The organism is Pantoea sp. ARC270, from assembly GCF_003236725.1.
Lineage (GTDB): Bacteria > Pseudomonadota > Gammaproteobacteria > Enterobacterales > Enterobacteriaceae > Pantoea > Pantoea anthophila.
The window spans coordinates 17,278-42,508 of record NZ_PUGA01000006.1 but is presented as its reverse complement, the minus strand read 5'-3'; the positions used below and the strand labels follow the sequence as shown (position 1 = coordinate 42,508).

General features: G+C 57.1%; 21 protein-coding genes. 11 read left to right on the top strand and 10 right to left on the bottom strand.

Annotated features, from left to right (window positions below; all coding sequences use genetic code 11):
- Position 1 precedes the first annotated feature (1 nt).
- From CKF42_RS04665 to CKF42_RS04655, 3 genes are read left to right on the top strand one after another with little or no spacing between them, the layout of a single operon-like run.
- Positions 2–1,081: a phosphotriesterase gene (locus CKF42_RS04665; protein ID WP_111207642.1), complete on the top strand. Its 1,080-nt coding sequence runs from the start codon at positions 2–4 to the stop codon at positions 1,079–1,081.
- A gap of 12 nt (positions 1,082–1,093) precedes the next feature.
- Entirely contained in the window at positions 1,094–1,849 is a 756-nt protein-coding gene (locus CKF42_RS04660) for a glutamine amidotransferase (protein WP_111207641.1), read from the top strand.
- On the top strand, positions 1,849–2,961 hold the full coding sequence (locus CKF42_RS04655; RefSeq protein WP_111207691.1) for a M20 family metallopeptidase: 1,113 nt from the start codon (positions 1,849–1,851) through the stop codon (positions 2,959–2,961). The genes CKF42_RS04660 and CKF42_RS04655 overlap by 1 nt, the downstream gene beginning before the upstream one ends.
- A 95-nt stretch (positions 2,962–3,056) precedes the next feature.
- On the opposite strand, the gene lptG is transcribed toward CKF42_RS04655, so the two are convergent.
- Together lptG and lptF are read right to left on the bottom strand one after the other, a co-directional pair.
- Positions 3,057–4,133, bottom strand: coding sequence for an LPS export ABC transporter permease LptG (gene lptG / locus CKF42_RS04650; protein WP_009092354.1), 1,077 nt, complete (start codon positions 4,131–4,133; stop codon positions 3,057–3,059).
- A complete protein-coding gene (gene lptF / locus CKF42_RS04645) occupies positions 4,133–5,233 on the bottom strand; it encodes an LPS export ABC transporter permease LptF (protein WP_058957610.1) in 1,101 nt (366 codons plus the stop codon). Before lptF ends, lptG begins: the two co-directional genes overlap by 1 nt.
- 268 nt (positions 5,234–5,501) lie before the next feature.
- Here lptF and pepA point away from each other — a divergent pair, with 268 nt between their 5' ends.
- The 3 genes from pepA (at position 5,502) to CKF42_RS04630 (ending at position 10,398) form a co-directional block, all read left to right on the top strand.
- The gene (gene pepA, locus CKF42_RS04640) at positions 5,502–7,013 is read left to right on the top strand and encodes a leucyl aminopeptidase (RefSeq protein ID WP_009092357.1); all 1,512 of its coding nucleotides are present in this window, start codon (positions 5,502–5,504) and stop codon (positions 7,011–7,013) included.
- Between the two features lie 65 nt (positions 7,014–7,078).
- Positions 7,079–7,537 (top strand): DNA polymerase III subunit chi, encoded by a 459-nt coding sequence (locus CKF42_RS04635; RefSeq protein ID WP_009092358.1) that lies wholly within the window; start codon positions 7,079–7,081, stop codon positions 7,535–7,537.
- 5 nt (positions 7,538–7,542) lie between these two features.
- Positions 7,543–10,398, top strand: coding sequence for a valine--tRNA ligase (locus CKF42_RS04630; protein ID WP_111207640.1), 2,856 nt, complete (start codon positions 7,543–7,545; stop codon positions 10,396–10,398).
- 247 nt (positions 10,399–10,645) lie between these two features.
- On the opposite strand, the gene CKF42_RS04625 is transcribed toward CKF42_RS04630, so the two are convergent.
- Positions 10,646–11,866 (bottom strand): hypothetical protein, encoded by a 1,221-nt coding sequence (locus CKF42_RS04625; protein ID WP_146239916.1) that lies wholly within the window; start codon positions 11,864–11,866, stop codon positions 10,646–10,648.
- A 96-nt stretch (positions 11,867–11,962) separates the two neighbouring features.
- On the opposite strand from CKF42_RS04625, the gene CKF42_RS04620 reads away from it, so the two are divergent.
- The gene (locus CKF42_RS04620; protein WP_046101110.1) at positions 11,963–12,463 is read left to right on the top strand and encodes a GNAT family N-acetyltransferase; all 501 of its coding nucleotides are present in this window, start codon (positions 11,963–11,965) and stop codon (positions 12,461–12,463) included.
- Here the strand turns inward: CKF42_RS04620 and CKF42_RS04615 are convergent.
- The 4 genes from CKF42_RS04615 to rraB form a co-directional block, all read right to left on the bottom strand.
- Positions 12,458–13,246 (bottom strand): histidine phosphatase family protein, encoded by a 789-nt coding sequence (locus CKF42_RS04615; RefSeq protein ID WP_111207638.1) that lies wholly within the window; start codon positions 13,244–13,246, stop codon positions 12,458–12,460. The genes CKF42_RS04620 and CKF42_RS04615 overlap by 6 nt on opposite strands.
- A gap of 13 nt (positions 13,247–13,259) precedes the next feature.
- Positions 13,260–14,579 (bottom strand): hypothetical protein, encoded by a 1,320-nt coding sequence (locus CKF42_RS04610; RefSeq protein ID WP_111207637.1) that lies wholly within the window; start codon positions 14,577–14,579, stop codon positions 13,260–13,262.
- Between the two features lie 361 nt (positions 14,580–14,940).
- Positions 14,941–15,702, bottom strand: a complete 762-nt coding sequence (locus tag CKF42_RS04605) for a tRNA-(ms[2]io[6]A)-hydroxylase (RefSeq protein ID WP_111207636.1) — start codon at positions 15,700–15,702, stop codon at positions 14,941–14,943.
- A 56-nt stretch (positions 15,703–15,758) separates the two neighbouring features.
- Positions 15,759–16,175, bottom strand: coding sequence for a ribonuclease E inhibitor RraB (gene rraB / locus CKF42_RS04600; RefSeq protein WP_009092365.1), 417 nt, complete (start codon positions 16,173–16,175; stop codon positions 15,759–15,761).
- A 162-nt stretch (positions 16,176–16,337) separates the two neighbouring features.
- On the opposite strand from rraB, the gene argF reads away from it, so the two are divergent.
- The 4 genes from argF to ridA all read left to right on the top strand — a co-directional run bounded on the left by argF (position 16,338) and on the right by ridA (position 19,501).
- Complete coding sequence (gene argF / locus CKF42_RS04595; protein ID WP_111207635.1) at positions 16,338–17,345, top strand: ornithine carbamoyltransferase; 1,008 nt, start codon at positions 16,338–16,340, stop codon at positions 17,343–17,345.
- A 284-nt stretch (positions 17,346–17,629) separates the two neighbouring features.
- A complete protein-coding gene (gene pyrB, locus CKF42_RS04590) occupies positions 17,630–18,565 on the top strand; it encodes an aspartate carbamoyltransferase (protein WP_009092369.1) in 936 nt (311 codons plus the stop codon).
- Positions 18,566–18,577: 12 nt separating this feature from the next.
- A complete protein-coding gene (gene pyrI, locus CKF42_RS04585) occupies positions 18,578–19,042 on the top strand; it encodes an aspartate carbamoyltransferase regulatory subunit (protein WP_009092371.1) in 465 nt (154 codons plus the stop codon).
- Between the two features lie 72 nt (positions 19,043–19,114).
- Positions 19,115–19,501, top strand: coding sequence for a 2-iminobutanoate/2-iminopropanoate deaminase (gene ridA / locus CKF42_RS04580; protein ID WP_058957616.1), 387 nt, complete (start codon positions 19,115–19,117; stop codon positions 19,499–19,501).
- A gap of 53 nt (positions 19,502–19,554) precedes the next feature.
- Here the strand turns inward: ridA and lplT are convergent, their stop codons facing one another.
- The 3 genes from lplT to CKF42_RS04565 all read right to left on the bottom strand — a co-directional run bounded on the left by lplT (position 19,555) and on the right by CKF42_RS04565 (position 25,007).
- Positions 19,555–20,745 (bottom strand): lysophospholipid transporter LplT, encoded by a 1,191-nt coding sequence (gene lplT / locus CKF42_RS04575; RefSeq protein ID WP_111207634.1) that lies wholly within the window; start codon positions 20,743–20,745, stop codon positions 19,555–19,557.
- Positions 20,742–22,892 (bottom strand): bifunctional acyl-ACP--phospholipid O-acyltransferase/long-chain-fatty-acid--ACP ligase, encoded by a 2,151-nt coding sequence (gene aas, locus CKF42_RS04570; RefSeq protein WP_009092376.1) that lies wholly within the window; start codon positions 22,890–22,892, stop codon positions 20,742–20,744. Before aas ends, lplT begins: the two co-directional genes overlap by 4 nt.
- Before the next feature lie 375 nt (positions 22,893–23,267).
- Positions 23,268–25,007, bottom strand: a complete 1,740-nt coding sequence (locus tag CKF42_RS04565) for a penicillin-binding transpeptidase domain-containing protein (RefSeq protein WP_009092384.1) — start codon at positions 25,005–25,007, stop codon at positions 23,268–23,270.
- Between the last annotated feature and the right edge of the window lie 224 nt (positions 25,008–25,231).

The following is a 25,231-nucleotide window of genomic DNA, read 5'->3' as shown; positions in this document are numbered from 1 at the left end:
GATGAAACACTCTATTTTTCGTCATCCCGATCCGCTGCCGCTGGGCAGCAACAGCGGCTATGTGATGACCGTCCTTGGCCCGCTGCCGGTGAGTGAGATGGGCGTGACGCTGATGCACGAGCACATTCTGCTGGATGCCTCCGGCAAGTGGGTTCCGCCCTGCTGCTGTGGCGAGCGTCACCTGGCGGAAATGCCGGTCAGCATCGAAAACCTGGGCGAGCTGTCGCTTAATCCGCTGATCAGCCGCGATAACTGTCAGCTGTTTGATGTGGATCTGGCGATTGAAGAGCTGATGAAGTTCCGGGCACTGGGCGGCGAGACGGTGGTGGATCCCACCAATATCGGCATTGGCCGTGACCCGAAAGCGCTGCAGCGCATCGCGCGCCTGACCGGGCTGAACATCATCATGAGCACCGGGCTGTATCTGGAGCCCTCACATCCCGACTGGGTCAAATCGATCAGCATCGACGCACTCGCTGACAGGCTGATTTACGACCTGGGCGGCAGAGAGGAGAAACCCGAGGTGCTGGCTGGCCTGATCGGCGAAATCGGTGTGTCCAGCCGCTTTACCCCTGACGAGGAGAAATCCCTGCGGGCGGCGGGCCGCGCCAGTGCCGCGACACGGGTGCCGGTTGAGGTGCATCTGCCCGGCTGGGAGCGCTTAGGTCATCGGGTGCTGGATATCCTGGAAGAAGAAGGCGCTGACCTGCGTCATGTGGTGCTGTGCCACATGAACCCCAGCTTTGCCGATAAGCGCTACCAGCGCGATCTGGCACAGCGCGGCGCCTTTCTGGAATATGACATGATCGGCATGAGCTATTACTACGCCGATGAGACCGCGCAGTCACCGTCCGATGAGGAGAATGCCCGCGCCATTCGCGAGCTGATCGATGACGGCTTTATCGAACAGATTTTGCTGTCGCAGGACGTGTTCCTGAAAACCATGCTGACCCGCTACGGCGGTCACGGCTATGGCTACATCCTTAAACATTTTGTCCCGCGCCTGAAACGCCATGGCGTCAGCGGCGAACAACTTGAAACCTTACTGATTGCTAACCCACAGCGCGTTTTTGGTGGGTAAGGGAGAACCTGAATGCAGAAGAAAATTTTACTGGTCGGCGAGTCCTGGACCAGCACGTCTGTTCACGTCAAAGGCTTCGATCAGTTTGCCACCGCCACCTGGCATAATGGCGCGACCGACTTTATGGCGGCGCTGGCCGACAGCGATTATGCCATCACCTACATGCCCGCCCATGCTGCCGCCACCGACTTTCCTTTAACCCCGGACGGGCTTCAGCAGTGGGATGCGATCATTCTGTCCGACATCGGCGCCAATACGTTGCTGCTGCACCCGGATACCTGGCTGAAGAGCCAGCGCACGGCAAATCGCCTGACGCTGATCCACGACTATGTGGCGGCGGGCGGCGCGCTGATGATGATTGGCGGCTACTTCAGTTTTCAGGGTATCAATGGCGGCGCGCGCTATCGCAACACGGCGGTCGAGAACGTCCTGCCGGTGCGCTGCCTGGCCTGGGATGATCGCATCGAAACGCCCGAAGGCGTTTATCCCTGCGTGACCGAATCTCACGCGCTGTTCGCCGGTATGCCAGACGACTGGCCATGGCTACTGGGCTATAACGAAGTGGAGATGCACCCGGAAGGTAAACTGCTGGCGACCATCGCCGGCACCTCACATCCGCTGCTGGCGGTGCGCGAGTATCAGCAGGGTCGCTCACTGGTCTGGACCAGCGATATGTCTGCGCACTGGCTGCCGCAGGAATTTGCTCAGTGGCCGGGTTACCGCCAGCTGTGGATCAACTGCCTGGACTGGTTAACGGTGCGCGGATGATGAGCCAGAGCCAGACGCTGGCGCAGCAGCTGTTGCGCTTTGACACCATTAATCCCCCGGGCAACGAAGCGGCCTGTATGCACTTTCTGGCAGAGTGGCTGGCGGAACGGGGCTTTGAGGTCACCCTGTCCCCCTTCGGTGAAAATCGCCTGAACCTGATTGCCCGTCTCCCTGGCCGTCAGCCCGGCCCGCAGCTGGCGTTTACCGGCCATCTGGATACGGTCCCGCTCGGCAATGCTGACTGGCAGTTCGATCCGTTTGGTGAAATCGTGGGTGACCGGCTTTACGGTCGCGGTTCGAGTGACATGAAGGCCGCTGTCGCGGCTTTTGCTGTGGCCTGCGTGACGCATCAGCAGGCGATTCAGCAGGGCTCCGGCGTCGTGCTGATGATCACCGGCGGGGAGGAGACGGGCTGTGACGGCGCGCGGGCGCTGATTGCTGCCGCTGACCTGCCCGATGTCGGCGCATTGATTGTCGGCGAGCCCACCGCCAACTATCCGGTTATCGGCCATAAAGGCGCACTCTGGCTACGCTGTGAAACGCGCGGGAAAACGGCCCATGGCGCGATGCCGGAACTGGGCATTAATGCCATTTATCTGGCGGCGGAGGCTCTGGGCAGGATCCAGCACTTCTCGCCTGGCGCGCCACATCCGCTGATGAAGCAGCCGACCGTTAACGTCGGACGCATTTCAGGCGGCCTGAACATTAACTCTGTGCCCGATCGCACCCAATTTGATGTGGATATCCGCAGCGCACCCAATCTGCAGCACGCCACCATCCGACAGCAACTGACAACCTTACTGGGAGAGAGCGTAACGGTGACGACGCTGGTGGATCTGCCGGCCGTGCTGAGCGAAGAGAATCACGCCTGGATTCATTCCGTTTATCAGCATTGTCAGGCGTTACATGACGCTCCGCTAACGCCGCGCATTGTGCCCTATTTTACTGATGCGTCACTGTTGTTGCCCGCACTGGGTACGCCGCCCTGCATTATCCTTGGTCCCGGCGAGCCATCCATGGCTCACCAGACCGATGAATATTGCCTGCTGAGCCGGTTAGCGGAAGCGGAGCTGTTGTATGGTGCGTTGATTAACGACTGGATGAGGTCATAGAGGGGTGCCTCAGACGGCCGGGCGAACAAAGGGGCGCACGGCGCCCGCCATAAAAAAGGCCGCCCTGAGAGGCGGCCTTTTTTCATTCACGGTGCTTAGCGCCGCTTAATCAGCATAAACATACTGATCGCAAAGAACGCAAAGCTTGGCAGAATCGCCCCCAGCACCGGCGGCAGTCCGTAAACCAGACTCAGCGGGCCGAAAATCTGATCCAGCACGTAGAACAGGAAGCCGAAGCTGATACCGGTCACGACCCGTACCCCCATCGACACGCTGCGCAGCGGACCGAAAATAAACGACAGCGCCATCAGCATCATCACCGCCACCGACAGCGGCTGGAAAATCTTGCTCCACATATTCAGCCGGTAACGTCCTGACTCCTGGCCGCTCTGCTTCAGATACTTACTGTAGTTATAGAGACCGCGAATCGATAACGCATCCGGGTCGAGCGCCACCACGCCCAGCTTGTCGGGCGTCAGATTGGTTTTCCACTCGCCGCTCAGACTCTGTGAGCCGGTAATCTGCTTCGGATCGGTCAGGTTCGACTCATCGACCTGTGACAGTATCCAGCGCTTTTTGTCTTTATCCCAGGTCGCCGTCGCCGCATAACGCACGCTCTGTAAACGGCGCTGATCGGTAAAGTTATAGATGCTGACGCCGTCAATCTCATTGTCGCCTTTAATGCGCTCAATAAAGATGAAGTTGTTGCCATCCTTCGCCCACAGACCATTCTGCGTCGACACCAGTGCGCCGCCGTAAAGCTGCTGCGCCCGGTAGTTACGCGCCATCTGCTCGCCTGACGGCGCCACAAATTCCCCGATCGCCATGGTCAGCAGCACCAGCGGAATCGCCGTTTTCATCACCGACAGCGCCACCTGCATGCGGGTAAAGCCCGCCGCCTGCATCACCACCAGCTCACTGCGCTGCGCCAGCGCGCCCAGTCCCAGCAGTGCACCCAGCAGGGCCGCCATCGGGAAGAAAATCTCAATATCTTTGGGTACGCTCAGCAGGGTGTAATAGCCGGCGCTCAGCGCGCTGTAGCTCCCCTGCCCGGTCTTACGCAGCTGATCGACGAACTTGATGATGCCGGAAAGCGACACCAGCATGAACAGCGTCAGCATTATCGTATTGAAAATCGTTTTACCGATATAACGGTCAAGAACGCGAAACATCAGACTGACCCTCCGCGTGTAAAGCGGGCGCGAACCCGACGCATCGGCACCGTATCCCACAGGTTAAGCACTATCGCCAGCAGCAGATAGCTGATATTCACCACCCACATCCACACACCCGGATCGAGGCGGCCTTTTGCTCCGCTCGACTTCAGCGAACTCTGCAGCAGGAAGAAGATCAGATAGAGCAGCATCGCAGGCAGCATCGACAGCACGCGTCCCTGACGGGGGTTCACCACGCTGAGCGGCACCACCATCAGCGCCATCACCAGCACCGCGAACACCAGCGTCAGACGCCAGTGCAGCTCGGCCTTAAACTCAGGCGTGTTGTTGCTGAACAGGCCGGTAAAGCTCGACTGCTCTGCATCATTCGGATCGAGCGTCGCCGCCTTATAGCCCACAATCGCCTGATAGTTGGTGAAGTCGGTAATGCGGAAGTCACGCAGCAGGGCCGTGCCCTCAAAGCGGGTACCCTTATCCAGCGTCACCACCTGCGAACCATCTTTACGCTGCTCCATGTGGCCGCTGTCAGCCAGCACCACCGACGGACGCGCATTGCCTTTAGGCCGCAGCTGCGCCAGGAAAACGTTGCCAAACTGGTTGCCCTTTACATCCTCGACAAACAGCACGGCGCTGCCGTCGCTGGAGGTCTGGAACTGGCCAGCGGCCATCGCCGCGGCTCCCGGGTTCGCTTTGGCGTTCTGCGTTACCTCATCCTGATAACGGGATGACCAGGGGCCGAGCCAGATAACGTTCACCGCCGCCACCAGCGAGGTAAACAGCATCAATACCATCGCCGCTTTAACCAGCACAGCCTTACTCAGGCCGCAGGCGTGCATCACGGTAATTTCACTTTCCGTGTAAAGCCGTCCCAGCGTCATCAGGATCGCCAGAAACAGACTTAAGGGCAGTATAAGTTGTGCCATTTCAGGCACGCCGAGTCCTAACAGTGTCAGAACCAGGTTTGTCGGCACTTCGCCATCCACCGCGGCTCCCAGGATCCTGACTAACTTCTGGCAAAAGAAGATGAGTAGCAGGATAAACAGGATAGCCAGCTGGCTTTTGAGCGTTTCCCGAACCAGATATCTAATGATGATCACGCTTAGTACGCCTGTGAAAACTTGTCTTTTTGCAGGAAAATCGCTAGTTTCAACGCTTATCAGCCATTTTTCTTCATCAATGGCCGTCGTCGTAGCTAAAATTGTATGAAAAACGCGTCCGGGTGGTGAAAAAACAACATCTTGTCACCCTGATTCATTATGACCTCCAGCGGCAGAATGTCATGCTGCGACAATGAATAAATGGGTCATGAGCGCGCTACATTCTAGCGGCAGCAGCGGCCGTTGTCTTTAAGATTCAGGAGAGTGCATGGAGTTCAGTGTAAAAAGCGGAAGCCCGGAAAAACAACGCAGTGCCTGCATTGTCGTTGGCGTTTTCGAACCGCGTCGTCTGTCACCGATTGCCGAACAGCTGGATAAAATCAGTGACGGTTACATCAGTGCCCTGCTGCGCCGCGGCGAGCTGGAAGGAAAAGTGGGCCAGACACTGCTGCTGCATCATGTGCCAAATATCCTGTCTGAGCGTATTCTGCTGATTGGCTGCGGGAAAGAGCGTGAACTGGACGAACGCCAGTACAAGCAGGTCATTCAGAAAACCATCAATACGCTGAACGACACCGGCTCCATGGAAGCGGTCTGCTTCCTGACCGAGCTGCATGTCAAAGGTCGCAATACCTACTGGAAAGTGCGTCAGGCGGTGGAAACCTCAAAAGAGGCGCTCTACAACTTTGATCAGCTGAAGAGCAACAAAGCCGAGCCACGTCGCCCGCTGCGCAAGCTGGTGTTCAACGTGCCGACCCGTCGCGAGCTGACCAGCGGCGAGCGGGCGATCCAGCACGGGCTGGCGGTTGCCGCCGGTATGAAAGCGGCGAAAGATCTCGGCAACATGCCGCCTAACATCTGTAACGCCGCCTATCTGGCGTCACAGGCGCGCCAGCTGGCCGATGCCTTCAGCAAAAATGTGACCACCCGCGTGATCGGCGAACAGCAGATGAAAGAGCTGGGCATGAACGCCTATCTCGCCGTCGGCGCCGGGTCGCAGAATGAGTCGCTGATGTCGGTCATTGAATACAAAGGCAATCCGGACGCCGAAGCGCGCCCGATTGTGCTGGTAGGTAAAGGGCTGACCTTTGACTCCGGCGGCATCTCCATCAAGCCTGCCGACAGCATGGATGAGATGAAGTATGACATGTGCGGCGCCGCCGCGGTCTATGGCGTCATGCGTATGGTGGCCGAGCTGAACCTGCCGCTGAACGTGGTCGGCGTGCTGGCGGGCTGTGAAAATATGCCGGATGGCCGTTCGATGCGTCCGGGTGACGTGCTGACCACCATGTCAGGCCAGACGGTCGAAGTACTGAACACCGACGCCGAAGGCCGTCTGGTACTCTGTGATGCGCTGACTTACGTCGAGCGTTTCGACCCGGAAGTGGTGATCGACGTCGCGACGCTGACCGGTGCCTGCGTGATTGCGCTGGGCCATCACATCAGCGGCCTGCTGTCGAACCACAATCCGCTGGCGCATGAGCTGATCAGCGCGTCCGAGCAGTCCGGCGATCGCGCCTGGCGTCTGCCGATGGCGGATGAGTTCCAGGAGCAGCTGGAGTCCAACTTTGCCGATATGGGCAACATTGGAGGCCGTCCGGGCGGCGCGATCACCGCCGCCTGCTTCCTGGCGCGTTTCGCCCGCAAATATAACTGGGCGCACCTGGATATCGCCGGAACCGCCTGGCGCTCCGGCAAGGCCAAAGGCGCCACCGGTCGTCCGGTGCCGATGCTGTCACAGTTTCTGTTGAATCGGGCAGGATTGAACGGCGACGATTAAGCGCCCTCTTTTCTGACAGCAAGGGCGGATCTGATTCCGCCCTTGATCTTCTGATGAGCAAACCGATGAAAAACGCAACCTTCTACGTGCTGGAAACCGATGCCACCCAGGATGGCCTGAGCGCTGTTGAAGCGCTGGTGTGCAATCTGGCGGAAACACGCTGGCGGGCCGGAAAGCGGGTGCTGATTGCCTGCGAAGATGAACAGCAAGCCATTCGTCTCGACGAAGCGCTGTGGCAACGACCGGCCAATGCCTTCGTGCCGCACAACCTGGCGGGTGAAGGCCCGCGCTACGGTGCGCCGGTTGAGCTGGCCTGGCCACAGCGTCGCGGCAGTTCACCGCGCGACCTGCTGATTAGCCTGCTGCCCCACTTCGCAGATTTTGCTACTGCTTTCCATGAAGTGATAGACTTCGTTCCTTACGAAGACGCTCTCAAACAACTCGCGCGCGACCGCTACAAAGCGTATCGCAGCGTGGGTTTCCAATTGAATACGGCAGCGCCACCACAGCCGCAAACGACATAGCAGAAATGGAAAAGACATATAACCCGCAAGATATCGAGCAGCCGCTTTACGAGCACTGGGAAAAGCAGGGCTACTTCAAACCGAATGGCGACACCAGCCAGGAAAGCTTTTGCATCATGATCCCGCCGCCGAACGTCACCGGTAGCTTGCACATGGGTCACGCCTTCCAGCAAACCATCATGGACACCATGATCCGTTACCAGCGCATGCAGGGCAAAAACACCCTGTGGCAGGCGGGAACGGACCACGCGGGCATCGCCACGCAGATGGTGGTTGAGCGCAAGATTGCGGCTGAAGAGGGCAAAACGCGCCAGGATTATGGCCGCGATGCGTTCATCGAAAAAATCTGGGAGTGGAAAGCGGAATCCGGCGGCACCATTACCCGCCAGATGCGTCGCCTCGGTAACTCCGTTGACTGGGAGCGCGAGCGCTTCACGATGGACGAGGGCCTCTCCAACGCTGTTAAAGAGGTGTTTGTTCGCCTCTACAAAGAGAACCTGATCTATCGTGGCAAACGCCTGGTGAACTGGGACCCGAAACTGCGCACCGCAATCTCCGATCTGGAAGTGGAAAATCGCGAGAGCAAAGGCTCGATGTGGCATATCCGTTATCCGCTGGCGGATGGCGCTAAAACCGCTGACGGCAAAGATTATCTGGTCGTCGCCACCACCCGTCCGGAAACCCTGCTGGGCGACACCGGCGTGGCCGTGAACCCGGAAGATCCGCGCTATAAAGATCTGATCGGCAAATTCGTGATGCTGCCGCTGGTTGGCCGCCTGATCCCGATCGTCGGCGACGAACACGCGGACATGGAAAAAGGCACCGGCTGCGTCAAAATCACCCCGGCTCATGACTTCAACGACTACGAAGTCGGCCGTCGTCATCGCTTACCGATGATCAACATCCTGACCTTTGACGGCGATATCCGCGACCGCGCTCAGGTGTATGACACCAACGGCGAAGCCAGCGATGTCTGCTCCGACGACATCCCGGCCGCCTTCCAGGGCATGGAACGCTTTGCCGCGCGTAAAGCAATTGTCGCCGCGGTGGATGAACTGGGCCTGCTGGATGAGATCAAACCCCACGACCTGACCGTTCCTTACGGTGACCGTGGCGGCGTAGTGATTGAACCGATGCTGACCGACCAGTGGTATGTGCGTACCGCCCCGCTGGCGAAAGTGGCGGTTGAAGCCGTTGAGAACGGTGATATCCAGTTCGTGCCGAAGCAGTACGAAAACATGTACTTCTCCTGGATGCGCGATATTCAGGACTGGTGTATTTCCCGTCAGCTGTGGTGGGGTCACCGCATTCCGGCGTGGTATGACAACGACGGCAACGTCTACGTCGGCCGCACTGAAGACGAAGTGCGCGCGGAAAACAACCTGGCCGCCGATGTGGCGCTGCGTCAGGATGATGACGTGCTGGACACATGGTTCTCCTCAGGCCTGTGGACCTTCTCTACCCTGGGCTGGCCGGAGAACACCGAAGCGCTGCGCACCTTCCATCCGACCGGCGTGCTGGTCAGCGGCTTCGACATCATCTTCTTCTGGATTGCCCGCATGATCATGCTGACCATGCACTTCATCAAAGATGAAAATGGCAAACCGCAGGTGCCGTTTAAAACCGTCTACATGACCGGTCTTATCCGTGATGAAGAGGGTCAGAAGATGTCAAAATCCAAGGGCAACGTGATTGACCCGCTGGATATGGTTGATGGCATCTCGCTGGAAGCGCTGCTGGAAAAACGTACCGGCAACATGATGCAGCCTCAGCTGGCCGAAAAGATCCGCAAACGTACCGAGAAGCAGTTCCCGAACGGCATCGAGCCATCAGGCACCGATGCGCTGCGCTTTACGCTGGCGGCACTGGCCTCAACCGGTCGCGACATCAACTGGGACATGAAGCGCCTGGAAGGGTATCGCAACTTCTGTAACAAGCTGTGGAACGCCAGCCGCTTTGTGCTGATGAACACCGAAGAGCAGGATTGCGGACAGAATGGCGGCGAGATGACGCTGTCGCTGGCGGATCGCTGGATCCTGACCGAGTTCAATCACACGGTGAAAGCCTACCGTGAAGCGCTGGATACCTATCGCTTCGATATCGCGGCGAACATCCTGTATGACTTCACCTGGAACCAGTTCTGTGACTGGTATCTGGAGCTGACCAAGCCGGTCATGAACAGTGGCAGTGAAGCGGAGCTGCGTGGCACCCGTCACACGCTGGTTCACGTACTGGAAGCGCTGCTGCGCCTGGCGCACCCGATCATTCCGTTTATCACGGAAACCATCTGGCAGCGCGTGAAAGGCCTGAAAAACATCAGCGATGACACCATCATGCTGCAGCCGTTCCCGCAGTTTGATGCCGCCAAGGAAGATGCGGAAGCGAAAGCCGATATCGAGTGGATGAAGCAGGCGATCGTTGCCGTGCGTAATATCCGTGCGGAGATGAACATTGCGCCGAGCAAGCCGCTGGATGTGCTGCTGCGTGACTGTTCACCGGCTGCCCAGCGCCGCGTTGAAGAGAACCGTAATTTCCTGTCACGCCTGGCGCGTCTGGAAAGCCTGACCATTCTGCCGGCAGGCGATAAAGGTCCGGTCTCGGTCACTAAAATTGTGGAAGGCGCAGAGCTGCTGATCCCGATGGCGGATCTGGTCGACAAAACCGCTGAGCTGGAGCGTCTGGCGAAAGAGCTGGTTAAGCTGGATGTGGAAATCGAGAAGATCGAGACCAAGCTGGCGAACGAAGGCTTTGTTTCACGCGCGCCGGAAGCCGTGGTGGCGAAAGAGCGCGAGCGCGTGGCAGACCTGCAACAATCAAAAGCAAAACTGATTGAACAGCAGGCGGTCATTGCGGCACTCTGATTAACAGTTTGCTCTGAAAAAACCCCGCGCAAGAGCGCGGGGTTTTTTATTATTATCGTTATTAAAGCTCGCCATTACTCAAGCGTCTTTGCCCCACTCATTTATCCAGTTAAACACGCAATCGCATAAACTCACAATCGAGCCACGTATGATTGATATCTTCTTACATAACAATTTTGACTGGAGCTCTCCAATAGAAATGACAAAAGAAGCAGATTCTATAATAGACTTACCTCTCTACTTTTATTCAACGCATCATAGAGCTATACAAAACAATTAACGCAGCCTCGGTTCTGATCTGATTATTTCTGGCTATCAGGCAATACTGACTTAATTCTCTTAATTTAGATTTAGAATCTTCGTCCACCTTCCATATTAATGCATTTTTTTGTAAGGCTTTAGTTCTTAAATCCTGCAGATCAGAAGGACAAACAAGCCAGACTTCGCCATTAGAAAAAGCCTGGACACCTTTAACAAGACGGTATTGACCTATTACTCTTGTTACCCCCCATACTTTTTCGGGAAAATAGTATGCAGGAAAATCATCTGCTTTGAAGGAAAAAACTTTAGCTTTCCAGGAAGCCATCCCCACCAATTCAATTCCACGCTGATTAATTTGAATAAGCAAAGCAGGAAAAACACCGAAGATAATAGCAAGTATAATAGGTGAGAGTAATAATGAAGGATGAATAGGCTGGACTCGCCTGAATTTACTCTTAAACAGAGCCATAAGTGCAGGCATAAAAAGCAATACATATAAAATTACTACAATCGTGTATTGAACAACCAACTCCTCACCAGTAAAATACACTTCTAAATCAATAAGAATAAAAAGAGGCAAAATCGAAATAAAAGCAACACAGAGCGACATGGCACAGTAAAAAAAGTTTATCGTCATTTGGTTTGCTTTAAAATTTTCCCACGCGAACCATTTCCTCAGATCATTGCTTACGGTATTATCACGTGCATACATCCTTTCCAATCGGCAAAGAAAATACCGCAAATAGTCTTGCCTTTCTTTATTTATGAAATAATTACAAGCTATGTGTGTAATTAAACCTAGCATAGCAGGGATAATAAAAATCCAAATACCCGCCTCATCATTAATAAGAAGCACCGCAAGCGCGCTAAGAATAGTTATTAATGCAGTAAGCGCCGTACACCCTTCATTATATTCAACCCCAAGTCTTTCCCGGACGCTTAGTTTCTTTTTATCTCCAACTGTACTTTTCAGACCCATTAAAGAACAAAGAGTTGAAGGAATGAAAAACATAATAGAGATAGTAAGAAAGAATACCAATGAAGAAATTAATATAGATAAGATTCCTGAAGAATTACCAATAACTAACGGAAAGAAGTCAACTCGCCCAATCCATTTGAAGTATGCCCAAACATTTACAAACCCTATGACTATAAAAACAAAAGATAAGTTTTTATAGTTTTTACATAGCCAACGAAATGCTGTCATTCTCTGCCTCGCTGCATTATCAGTAATATTGCTTTTAGATGACGATAATGTTACTTCTGGTAAATGTCTAACCGATTCGCATAACCCAACTCCAACATGATTTCTGACTCTCAACACCTCCAGGTGCGGCCGATTACTGCCGCCGATAATCCGCATATCGCTCATGTCATCCGCGTTGTTTCGGCGGAATTTGGGCTGACGGCTGACAAGGGCTATACCGTCTCCGATCCCCAGCTCGACCAGCTATTTGAGCTCTACAGTGCCGATCAGAGCGCCTACTGGATTGTTGAGTATCAGGGCAAGGTGGTGGGCGGCGGAGGCGTGGCGCCTCTCGCCTGCAGTGCGCCAGACATCTGCGAACTGCAGAAAATGTACTTCCTGCCCGTGGTGCGCGGCCAGGGCCTGGCGCGCGAGCTGGCGCTGCGGGCGATGGATCATGCACGCAGCCACGGCTTCCGTCGCTGCTACCTTGAAACCACCGCCAGCCTCACCCGCGCCATCAGACTCTATGAGTCGCTGGGCTTTGCGCACATCGAAGGCGCGATGGGCTGCACCGGCCATGTGGATTGCGAAGTACGCATGCTGAAGACTTTATAAACCGCGCTCCACGTAACGCATATCGTTGATGGACTCGATTTTAAACTGCCCGTTATCGGTGTAGCGCAGCAGCGTCACGCTGGCATTCTTAAGCTGCTCGCGTAACGAAGTATCGCCCAGCGCCTGCAGCAGCGTAGTGATAGCCATACCGTGACTGACCACCAGCACATTGCCTCCGCCCTGCTGCTGCGCCTGCTTCGCGATTGCCGTTATACTCTCCACCATGCGCTTAGCTACCTGCTGATAGGTTTCGGCCTGGCCGGAGGATTTAATCCCAGGCAGCGATGGCGTGCCTGCGGCTTCCGCCTCATGAATCGCATCGATCATCCTGTCCATCTGAATTTTACCGGCGTTGAATGCCTCCAGCAGCGCCGTGTCGGAGGGATAACCCGCCTGAAGGGCGGCAGCGGTAATCAGATTTTTATCCAGATCGCCTTCATAAAGGCCAAATCCCACCTCGCGCAGCCCTTTCATCTCCTTCAGCACAGGCGGATTTTTCCAGTTCTTCATCACCAGCTGCGCGGTTTCTCTCGCCCGACCCGAATCGCTGGACCAGGCCGCGACGAAGGGCAACGGCTGTAAACCCCGCCCCAGTTGCTCTGCAACCGCAGCCCCGGAAGCGGTCAGCGGCGTATCGGCCCATCCCTGAGCGCGATGCACCGTGTTAAACATGGTCTTGCCATGCCGGGTCACATAGAGCATCACATCCGCGGCCCAGGCGGAGCCGGCAGTGCTGACGGAGATGAGGGCAATTAACATCAGGGTTTTCAGTTTCGTTTTCATTTTACTCTCCGGGTTAAAAAAGATTGAATTTATATTGAATGACCACTTCGGCGGATAAACTGCGGGAGCGCTGAACTTTTCCCTGACTATTCAGGCGTGGAGTCTCTTTACTGTTTTTATATGACCAGCCATAACCGGTCAGCGTAAATAGCGTCAGATTTTTAAAGGAGGGATGCTGATTACTGAACTGATTAATTAATGAAACCTCGCCAGTTCGTACAAGATTATTACGATAATGGAACTGACCATAATTAAGCTGTATTCCACTGCTGATCCCCTTTGTGATTTCATACTGACTCAGAGAGACCAGCGCCAGCTCTCTGTCGCGCATATAGTCTTTACCCGCGGAGGTCAGTGAAGTGAAACGTCCCCGGGTATTTTTAGTCAGGGGTCGGGCATAATATCCCACCGCCTGCTTTTTAGGGGCGGATGTCCAGCCAGCAGCCAGCCTCTGCGTCCAGGCGCCCTGCTTCCAGATGGCCTCCCCGACATAGTGCCATGCCTGGTGATCAAAGGTTCTTTTGCTGGCGGGCATACTTTTATACTTTTCCAGCGCCTGACTGCCATAGATCTGCGAAGCCAGTGACCAGTGTGGCGAGAGGGAATAGCCTGCCTCAATGACATGGCGGCGCTGATAGCGTTCGGCCTCACCAAACGCATAGGCCAGCGCGTGACCGCTATCTTTGTAGCTCAGCACCGCGGTGTAAATGGCGTCGATTTTTTGCCGGGCCTGGGTTTGCAGCGCCAGCGTTTTACCTGAGTCGTGCCGTATGGCTTTGTTAACCATGGCAAGATCCAGCCGGGCATTCTGCCACGTCACTGCACCGCTGTAGCCGGCATAGCTGTTGCGCGACAGGCGATCCGTGGTCGTCAGCACACCGATATTTTTCAGTTCCTGCCAGCCTGCCTTCCCCTCGAACCGCAGCGCGCGGTTGCCGAGCTTCAGCTTAAGATAGCGCTGACTGAACTTGCTGAAGCCGTGCGCATCCCGCTTTTCCATGTTCCCGCCGCTGTCATAGAGCAGACCACGCGTGGAGAAGTAGTCGCTGGCGCCCAGGCGTACGGCGCGGGTATAGGTCGCATCAAACCCGAGCAGGTCCCACTGATAACCGGAACGAAAATCGAACGTCGCGGCCTGGCCCCAGGCGTTGTGAACTGCTGTGGGCTGCGCTTCGTTCTCCTTGAGATACTTCCAGTGGTTGCGCAGTCTGAGATCGAGCGCAGCGTCACGCCATAATCCGGAAGAGGTCTGAATGCCGGACGCATTAACATTTCCCCAATAAAGGGTCAAAAATAGTGAAACAAATAACAGAGAATAACGTTTTCCTTTCATTATGAAGTCCTTCACCTGGCAATATTAAAAATCCGTCATCCCATGACAATAAGGGTGACCTGGTGCCGTTAACCCATAAAAAAACCCGACCCACTGCCCTCTGTTAAAAAGGGCAGCGAGTCGGGTTTTGCTTTAAAAAATAACAATCCCGCACTGACTCCGGGACTATATTTATTTAAGGATGCAAAGTCAGCGTAAAAAAGCCGTTATGTGATAGGTGGCACAAAATATCTTTGTCTGCCAGCGTGATTTAAAATAAAGCGTTACACAGCGCGTTATTTAAAACAGCGCCACGCAGAAAATATAAACGCGGTCACCCAACCAGAAAAAGAGACACCCCGATCAGGGTGCCCTCAGGGATTCACCAGGCGGGTACGCCGCTGTGAAAACGCAGCTCCGTGTCCGGCTCGCTAATCAGCTTCGCCTCGACCCGGCCAATCGCCTGCACCCGTGGCGCGATATCTTTTGCCGCGATCTGCGCGGCCAGCGTCAGGTAATCCTGATAGTGGCGCGCCTCGGAGCGGAGAAGCGACAGATAGAACTTCGCCAGCTCATCATCCAGCCAGGGAGCCAGACTGGCAAAACGTTCGCAGGAGCGCGCCTCAATGTAAGCGCCGCAAATCAGCTTATCCACCAGCGTTTCCGGCTCATGGGTGATCACCTCACGCAGCAGAGATTTTGCGTAGCGGCTGGAGGTGATCTTCTGATAGACCAGTCCGCGTGACTGCATAATCTCCCACACCTGATAGAAGTGATGCAGCTCCTCTTTAATCAGCAGCACCATCTTTTCCACCAGCTCATCAGCCCAGGGCAGCGCATTGCGCACGATGATGCGTTTGGTCAGATTTTTATGGGCATTGATAAAGTGGCTGTCGCCATCTTCGCGGAAGATGAAGTCTTCATAGGGCTTCAGCCAGGCGAGAATCGCCTCGCCGCTCGGCTTGTCGGCCACATACTTACGGATTAGCCATACCGCGGTCTGCGCGGCTTTCAGTTCGCACACCAGATGGTCGGTCAGCAGCAGGGTCAGGTTTTCCGGCTTGCGCGCCTCATCAATCCAGGCTTGCGGCGTGCGGCAGTGCAGAAACTGACAGATCGGTTCGACTAGCGGTGCGTAATTCATGATGTCAGAACAGAACAGGAGAAGGTAAGAGGCGGAGAGGGCTCCGCCCGGGCGACTTAGTGGCGAACACCATCATCATCTTCATCGTCGATAGCGTCGTCATCTTCCTCTTCGGCATCGGGATCTTCGAAATAGGTGCCCCAGCCGTCATAATCGACGTTGTATTTACCGACCAGGTTAACCAGCTGCTCAACCTGCACATCGATCAGTTCCGCTTTCAGCGCCGATTCGCTGAGGATGTCAACGCACATGACGGTCGTGCCATCTTCCAGCTCCAGCTCTTCCGGCTCGGTCACTTCATAACCCAGCTTAAAGGCGTCAACGGCCGCTTTTTCCAGCGAATCAAAATTATTGCATGAGAGATGGTGCTCGATGGTATAGAGCGCATCGGGATCGCTGCCATCCTCCAGCAGTTCTTCGATAATCTGCCGCGTCTCTTCACGCTGCTCTTCCAGCAATGCTTCATATGCCATAACGATGTTCCTCTCTGAGTTCGGCAATAAACCGCTATTTTCCCACACTGCCTGTCGCGCCACTACACAAAACGACAAGTTTATTGGTACCCACTCTTGAAAATGCATATTCATACGGTTAGATTGAATTTTAATTCACTTTAATGATTACCGGAGTGTTGTATGAGTCAGCTGTATCAGCGCCATTTCCTCAGGCTTCTGGATTTTACCCCCGCCGAAATGGATCACCTGCTTACCCTTTCCGCTGAATTAAAGCAGGCGAAAAAAAGCGCCAGCGAAGTGCAGTACCTGAAAGGCAAAAACATCGCGCTCATCTTCGAAAAAGACTCGACCCGTACCCGATGCTCTTTCGAAGTTGCCGCTTACGATCAGGGTGCTAACGTCACTTATCTCGGCCCGAATGGCAGCCAGATCGGCCATAAAGAGTCGATGCGCGACACGGCGCGGGTGCTGGGCCGGATGTACGATGGCATCCAGTATCGCGGTTACGGTCAGGCGCTGGTTGAAACGCTGGCGGAACATGCCGGTGTGCCGGTCTGGAACGGCCTGACAGACGAATTTCACCCGACCCAGCTGCTGGCCGACCTGCTGACCATGCAGGAGCACCTGCCGGGCAAAAAACTCAGCGACATGACGCTGGTCTATGTCGGTGACGCACGCAACAACATGGGTAACACCATGCTGGAAGCGGCGGCGCTGACCGGACTGGATCTGCGCCTGGTGGCCCCGGAAAGCTGCTGGCCCGAGGCGCAACTGGTGGCTGAGTGCCGTGAGGTCGCCCGTCAGACCGGCGGTACCATCACCCTCACCGACAACATATCCGACGGCGTCAAAGGCGCAGACTTCATCTACACCGATGTCTGGGTGTCGATGGGCGAAGCCAAAGAGGTCTGGGCAGAGCGTATTGCCCTGCTGCGTGACTATCAGGTTAACCGGGCGATGCTCGATCTGACCGGCAACCCGCAGGTGAAATTCCTGCACTGCCTGCCCGCTTTCCATGACGATCAGACCACGCTGGGTCAGCAGATGGCGGAACAGTACGATCTGCCTAACGGCATGGAGGTGAGCAACGAGGTGTTTGAGTCGGCGAACAGCATTGTCTTCGACCAGGCCGAGAACCGGATGCACACCATCAAAGCAGTGATGGTGGCCACGCTGGGCCAGCGCTGATCGTCCGGCGGCAGGCGGGCTGACGCCACAGGTTGTCGCCCGCCTGCCGCCCCGGCCCTCTACGCAGCGCAAACGTTTTCCCTTGCTGCGCCACCGCATACGGGTATAATGCGCCCCAATTTGCCGGAGGAAATATGCGACAGCACAGCGGACAATTTGACGCGCCATCACGCCTGACCGCAGGCGGTGCTGCTGTTTCTTTCGGTCATCGACCCGATCATAAAAAAGCCCCTTAAGCAGGGGCTTTTTTTTGTCCGCAATCCGGCCGCGCAGAGGAGAGAGTTATGGCTAACCCGCTATACCGCAAGCACATCATTTCAATTAACGACCTCAGTCGTGAAGAGCTGGAGCTGGCGCTGCACACCGCCGCTCAGCTGAAAGCCCATCCGCAGCCGGAACTGCTGAAGCACAAGGTGATTGCCAGCTGCTTCTTTGAGGCCTCGACCCGCACCCGCCTGTCGTTTGAAACCGCCATTCACCGTCTGGGGGCGTCAGCGGTGGGCTTTGCTGACGGCAGCAACACGTCACTGGGCAAAAAAGGCGAAACCCTGGCCGACACCATTTCCGTCATCGGCACCTATGTGGATGCGATTGTGATGCGTCATCCACAGGAGGGCGCGGCGCGGCTGGCGACGGAGTTTTCCGGCGGCATTCCGATTCTGAACGCCGGTGACGGGGCCAATCAGCATCCGACCCAGACCCTGCTCGACCTCTTCACCATCCAGGAGACCCAGAGCCGCCTGAATAACCTGAACGTGGCAATGGTGGGGGATCTGAAATATGGCCGCACCGTGCACTCCCTGACCCAGGCGCTGGCGAAGTTTGATGGCAACCGCTTCTTCTTTATCGCGCCCGATGCGCTGGCGATGCCCGCCTATATCACCGACATGCTGGACGAGAAGAGTATCCCCTGGTCACGCCACGACAGCTTTGAAGAGGTCATGCCGCAGCTCGATATTCTTTACATGACGCGGGTGCAGAAAGAGCGGCTCGATCCGTCTGAATATGCCAACGTCAAAGCGCAGTTCATCCTCCGCGCCGCCGATCTCGCCACGGCGCGTGACAATATGAAAGTGCTGCACCCGCTGCCGCGCATCGACGAAATCACCACCGATGTCGACAGCACCCCTTACGCCTGGTATTTCCAGCAGGCGGGTAACGGCATCTATGCACGCCAGGCTCTGCTGGCACTGGTTTTAAACAGCGAACTCGCCCTGTAAGGAGATCTCATCATGACGCAGGACAACAAATTGCAGGTCGAAGCGATTAAACGCGGCACGGTCATCGACCACATTCCGGCACAGATCGGCTTTAAGCTGCTCTCTCTGTTCCGGCTGACCGAAACCGACCAGCGCATCACCATCGGCCTGAATCTGCCGTCGGGCGAGATGGGCCGCAAAGATCTGATCAAGATTGAAAATACCTTTCTCACCGACGATCAGATCAATCAGCTGGCGGTCTATGCGCCCGATGCCACGGTTAACCGCATCGACGACTATGAGGTGGTGGCCAAGATCGCCCCGACGCTGCCGGATCGCATCGAGCGGGTGCTGACCTGTCCCAACAGCAACTGCATCAGCCGCAGCGAGCCGGTCTTCTCCAGTTTTGCCGTGAAGCAGCGCGCCGACGATGTGCATCTCAAATGCAAATATTGCGAAAAAGAGTTCGCCCGCCACGTGGTGCTAGGTCACTGGTAATCGCCCTGCCCGACCTTATAATGGGCAACACCGGCGGCACCGCCGCCTGACGATATAATTAAAGGAGCCATGATGTCCCGTGAAATCAGTACTGAGAAAGCCCCTGCCGCGATCGGTCCCTATGTTCAGGGTGTCGATCTGGGCAGCATGATCATCACCTCAGGTCAGATCCCGGTCGATCCGGTGACCGGCCAGGTGGCGGATGACATTGCCGCACAGGCGCGTCAGTCGCTGGAGAATGTGAAGGCGATTGTGGAAGCGGCGGGCCTGAAGGTGGGCGATATCGTGAAGACCACGGTGTTCGTGAAGGACCTGAATGATTTTGCCACGGTCAACGCCACCTACGAGGCGTTTTTCACCGAGCATGACGCACACTTCCCGGCGCGTTCCTGTGTCGAAGTGGCGCGTCTGCCAAAAGATGTGAAGATTGAAATCGAAGCGATCGCGGTCCGTCGCTGATTCGTTCGTGCGCCTCTCTCCGCCGCGCAGGCCGGAGAGAGGCGGTGACGCGCTTAACGCTTAGCCGGTCGCCACAGCCACAACACGGCTATCGCCAGCGCAAACAGCACGCCAAACCCGACGCCCGTTGCGACAGCAGGCGCACCCACCTTTATCGCCAGCGTATAGAGCCCCAGCATCACCAGCATCGCGCTGTTCTCACCGAGATTCTGCACCGCAATCGCGTTGCCGGAACCGACGCTCTCTTTGCCCCGCGCCTGCAGCAGCGCGTTCAGCGGCACCACAAAGAAACCGCCCAGCGCGCCAATCAGCATCAGCAGGAGATAGGCGCTGACCAGCGAATGCTGCAGCGAGAAGACGACGACCATCACGCCAATCAGGACGCCCGCGGGCATGCAGCGGCGCACCGTCTCCAGCGTCACCAGCTTCGCCGCCGCCGCCGCTCCCAGCACAATCCCGATCGCCACCATGGCATTCAGGGTGGTGGGGGTGGTGTTGTCGCTGATGCCCAGCGCCACCGGCACCCACAGCACCAGCAGGAAACGCAATGTCACGCCAGCGCCCCAGAAGAGGCTGGTGCCGAGCAGCGAGAAGCGCGTCTCTGCGTCGCGCCACAGCAGACCAACGGCATCGAAAAAGCGGCGCACCATGACGCCCGGCCGCCAGCTCTGGCCTGGCCGCGCCGCCTGCAGTTTCGGGATAAAGAGGTTCGCGGCGACCGCAATGCCGTAGGTGAGCGCACAGATCCCCAGCGCCGCCAGCAGATGCCAGTCCGCCAGCATTCCGCCCGCCACCGAGCCGAGCAGAATGGCGGCGATGGTCGAGCCCTCCATCAGCCCGTTGGCTTTCACCAGCTTCTCGCCGTGGGTAATCTCACCCAGGATGCCATATTTGGCCGGGGAATAGGCGGCCGCCCCCGCGCCGACCAGGGTATAGCCGATGAACGGATTGAAGCCGAAGCAGATGGTCAGCGCCCCCAGCAGCTTCAGGCTGTTGGCAAGCATCATCACCCGCCCTTTTGCCATGCTGTCCGCCACCTGACCGACAAAAGGCGCCAGCAGAATGTAGGCCGCGACAAAGAGCATCTGCAGGATCGGCTGGCTCCAGTCGGGATAGAACTGGCTTTTCAGCAGCGCCAGCGTGGCAAACAGCAGCGCGTTATCGCCGAAGGCGGAAAAGAACTGGGCGACAATCACGGCGATCATGCCGCGTGACATCAGCGGTGCAGTGCGATCAGGGCTCATGTCTGCTCCTCTTCCGCCATCTTTTTCAGCGTCACATAGTCAGGTTTGCCGCTGCCGAGCTGCGGCAGCTGTTTCACCACCCGGATGTCGCGCGGCAGCGCCAGATCCGGCGCGCCCAGCTCGCGTGCCGCTTTCTGCAGCGTGTCGCGCGCCAGTTCAGCGTCGGTGGTGAAGAGCACCAGCGCTTCGCCGCGCTGCCCATCGGGACGCAGTGAGGCGGCGTGCTGTTTGTCCGGCGACGCTTTCAGGGCGATCTGCTCGACGATCTCCAGCGACACCATCTCACCGGCAATCTTGGCAAAGCGTTTGGCACGGCCCTGAATCTGGCAGAAACCGCCTTCATCGAAGCTGACGATATCGCCGGTGTCATACCAGCCCGCCTCCATATTGCCTTCACCATCGTCGGCGACCGGCGCTTCGAGTACGCCAGGGTTTTCGACGCGCAGATAGCCCTTCATCACGTTTGGCCCGCGCAGCTGCAGCCGTCCGCCGTTCTCGATGCCCGGCACCGACATCAGCCGTGAATCCATGCCCGGCAGAATCCGTCCGACGGTGTGCGCCTTCGTCGCCATCGGCACGTTGATGGCGACCACCGGCGCACACTCGGTGACGCCATAGCCTTCAAGGATGCGGATGCCGTACTTCTCCATATAGAGCTGGCGGGTGTTCTCCTGCAGCTTCTCGGCCCCCGCCACCACATAGCGCAGGCGGGCAAAATCGTAGGGCGCGGCAAAGCGCGCATAGTTGCCCAGGAAGGTGGAGGTGCCAAACAGCACGGTGCAGTTGCGGTCATAGACCAGCTCCGGCACGATGCGATAGTGCAGCGGGCTGGGGTAGAGAAAGACCTGCGCACCGGTCATCAGCGGCGTAAACAGGCCGACGGTCAGGCCAAAGGCATGAAACAGCGGCAGCGCCGACATAAAGCGATCGCGCGGCGTGAAGTCCGCCACGGTGCGGATCTGTTCGACATTCGCAAGCAGGCTTTTATGCGAATGCACCACCCCTTTGGGATTGCCCTCCGAGCCGGAGGTAAACAGCACCATCGCGGCATCTTCCGGCTGCTGCGGCAGTTGGGCGCGGCGCGGCATCAGCAGGTGCGCGACGATCCAGAGTTTATCTTTCGCGGTCACCGTCTCTTTCAGATCTTCCAGATAGATCCACTGCACCTCACCGAGCCCCTGCGGCAGATGCCACAGGTTGCCTTTCTCCAGGAACTGCCGTGAGGTGAAGACCGTTTTAATCTGCGCGGCGGTCAGCGCCGCCCGCATGCCGTTCACGCCTGCGGTGTAGTTAAGCATCGCCGGAACGCGACCACGCAGTGAGGCACCGAAAATCGCTGCGGCCGTCACGGTGGTATTCGGCAGCAGCAGCCCCACCACTTCACGCGGCTGACTGTAGCGTTCCAGAATCCGGCCCACGCCCAGCGACTTTTTCAGCAGTCCGTTGTAGCTGTCAGGTTTGAAACTGACATCTTCGATGCAGCGCTTAAACGCGCCGTAGCGGGTCCGGGCGGAGAGCAGCGCCTCAAACAGGGTTTCACGCGGACGCACCGCCATGCGCGCTTCCATCATGATATGGTGCAGATGCTCCCCGGCCAGCATACGCCGGTCGCGCGCCCGTTTCGCCTCCGGCATCGGAATGCGGGTGGCGGGCAGCACAGAGAGGGTGATGCGCGGGAACAGGCGGCGTTTAAACACGCCCGCCAGGCGACCAAACGGCGTGAACTCTGCGCCTTCAATCCGCATCGGCACCACGTTCGCACCCGAGCGGGCCGCGACAAAGCCCGCCCCGCTGTAGATCTTCATCAGCGAGCCGGTGACGGTAATCCGCCCTTCCGGGAAGATCACCACCGGACGGCCACTGTCGATCAGCCGTACCAGCTGCTTCAGCGCCATCGGCCGGGTCGGGTCCAGCGGCACAAAGTCGATAAACGGCCTGACCAGGCGCATAAACCAGCTTTCGCCGATGGTCGAGTAGATGGCGAAGACCGGTCTGACCGGCAAAAATAGCGCCAGCAATATGCCGTCGAGAAACGACATATGGTTCGGCGTGATCAATACCTTCTGTTTATGCAGTTCGGCGACGTCGCCACGCAGTTCGACCCGCCATAACAGGCGGAAGATGAGGCGCAAGAGTGTGAAAACCATGCCGGCTCCTTAGCATCGGGGAAAAATAGGCCCTCACGATGCAGGATTTGAGGCAGTTCGACAACAGAATTATCGCCATACCGACACCGCATCAGGGTGCCTGCCAGCCGCCGCCGGGGGCGGCCCACTGCGTGTCTGACCACATCCGTCAGAGGCACGCCGGACAGGCAAAAAAAAACCCACGCTTCTGCGTGGGTTGGTGTAATAACAGGGTCTCACCGCCGAAGCGGTGTTGTTTTCACACCCATCAATACCTCTGGGATCGCTATCGTCGCACTGATTTGCCCTGCGGTGACAGCGTGAAAACGCAACCGAATTCGGGGAAGTGCAACGAGGTGTGAAAATTAGCCACCCCGCGCTTACACTCTGATTTTTCTAGGATTTATCTGAAGCACCGGTGACCGGCTTGCTGTAGATTGCGTCCGGCGCGATGTTCATGTGCTTCAGCACCGGCCCCATGATGTTGCCGAACACCGGTGCGGCCACCGAGCCACCGAAGTGATCGCCCGCCGTCGGATGGTTAATCATCACCACCAGCGCCACTTCAGGATGACTGGCGGGCGCGAGACCGGCGGTGTAGTTGACGTAGCCGCCATCATATTTGCCGCTGGTGCCCATCTTTTCCGCCGTACCGGTTTTGGTTGCCAGCCGGTAGCCCGGCACCGCCGCCTTCACCCCGGTGCCGCCTGGCAGCACGTCGCTCTCGAGCATATGCACCACCTCTTTGACCGTTTCCGGATTCGCGACCTGTTTGCCCAGAACCGGCGGCGTCACGCGGGTGATCGACAGCGGACGGTAGACGCCATAGGAGCCGAGCGTGGCGTATTCACGGGCAATCTGCAGCGGCGTGACGCGCAGACCATACCCGAACGAGAAGGTGGCACGTTCGATATCGGCCCAGCGGGCGCGATGCAGCGGGAAGTAGCCCACGCTTTCGCCGGTCAGGCCTAAGCCGGTCGGTTTACCCAGTCCGAACGCATGATAGGTGTTGACCAGCGCTTCGGCGGGCATCGCCAGCGCCATATGCGAGACGCCGATGTCACTCGACTTCTGCAGGATGCCGGTCATGGTCAGGCGCGGCCAGTGGCCGACGTCGCGGATCAGGTGCCCGTTAACCCGATAAGGCGTAGTGTCGATCACCGAGTCGGGCCGCACCAGATGGCGCTCCAGCGCCTCCATGACCACTAACGGCTTGACGGTCGACCCCGGTTCATAGCTGTCGTTGATGGCCGAGTTACGCATCTGCGCCGGCGTGGCCCCTTCATAGTTGTTGGGGTTGAACGACGGATAGGAGGCCATCGCCAGAATCTCGCCGGTGTCGATCTTCACCAGCACGGCGGCACCGGAATCCGCCTTGTTGAGCAGCACGCCGTCGCGCAGTTTGCTGTAGAGGGTGTACTGATCGTATTTGTCGATGCTGAGCTGCACCGTTGGCGGCTGCGTTGGCGGCTGATAGTTAATCATCGAGATAATGTTGCCCGCCGCATCCTGGCGATAGACCTCTTTGCCCGGCTCGCCCTGCAGCACCTTATCAAAGCCTTTTTCCAGCCCGTTCAGACCGACGTTATCGGCCCCGACGATGCCGATCAGCGGCGCAGAGGCTTCGCTCATCGGATAGAAGCGGCTGTCATCATAGACTTCGCTGATCCCCTTCAGCTTCAGCTCTTTAATATCTTTGGCGATCCCCAGTTCGATTTTGCGCCCCAGGTAGAGAAAGCGGCGTTTCGGGTTGGCGGTGATCTGCGCGGCCAGCACTTCGGGACGGGTATTCAGTGCCGCGGCAAGATAGGCCCATTTGGCACTGGTAAAATCGGGGTTGCTCTCCAGCACGCGCTGCGGATCGGCGATCACATCGCGCGACGGTACGCTGAGCGCCAGGGCTTCGCCGTTACGATCCAGCAGGGTGCCGCGACTGGTAGGCAGCGTGACGGTTCGCAGCGATCGCTGATCCGCTTCGTGCTCCAGCATCGGCTGATTCAGGAACTGCAGGTCCGCGACGCGCGCCAGCAGCACCACCAGACAGGTCATCACACCCAGGCAGATCAGCCGGAATCGGAAAGGGTTAAAGGGGGCTTTTATCTGGTCTTTTCCCAGTAGTTTTTTAATCCGGGGCATGGCGTTCCGCTGCGCAAAATAAAGAAAAGGGGCTAAGCCAGCAGTTATAAAGAAAGCGCGGTCCGGATAACAGGAAAACTGTGTATCAGTTCGTTATCGGACACCGGTTGGCGGCAAAAAAAAACCTGCGCATCTGCGCAGGTTGGTGTAATCAAGAAAATCTATTGATGTTCACCCATCAATACCTCTGGGACCCTGACTGTAGCAAGGGCGATTGATCGGCT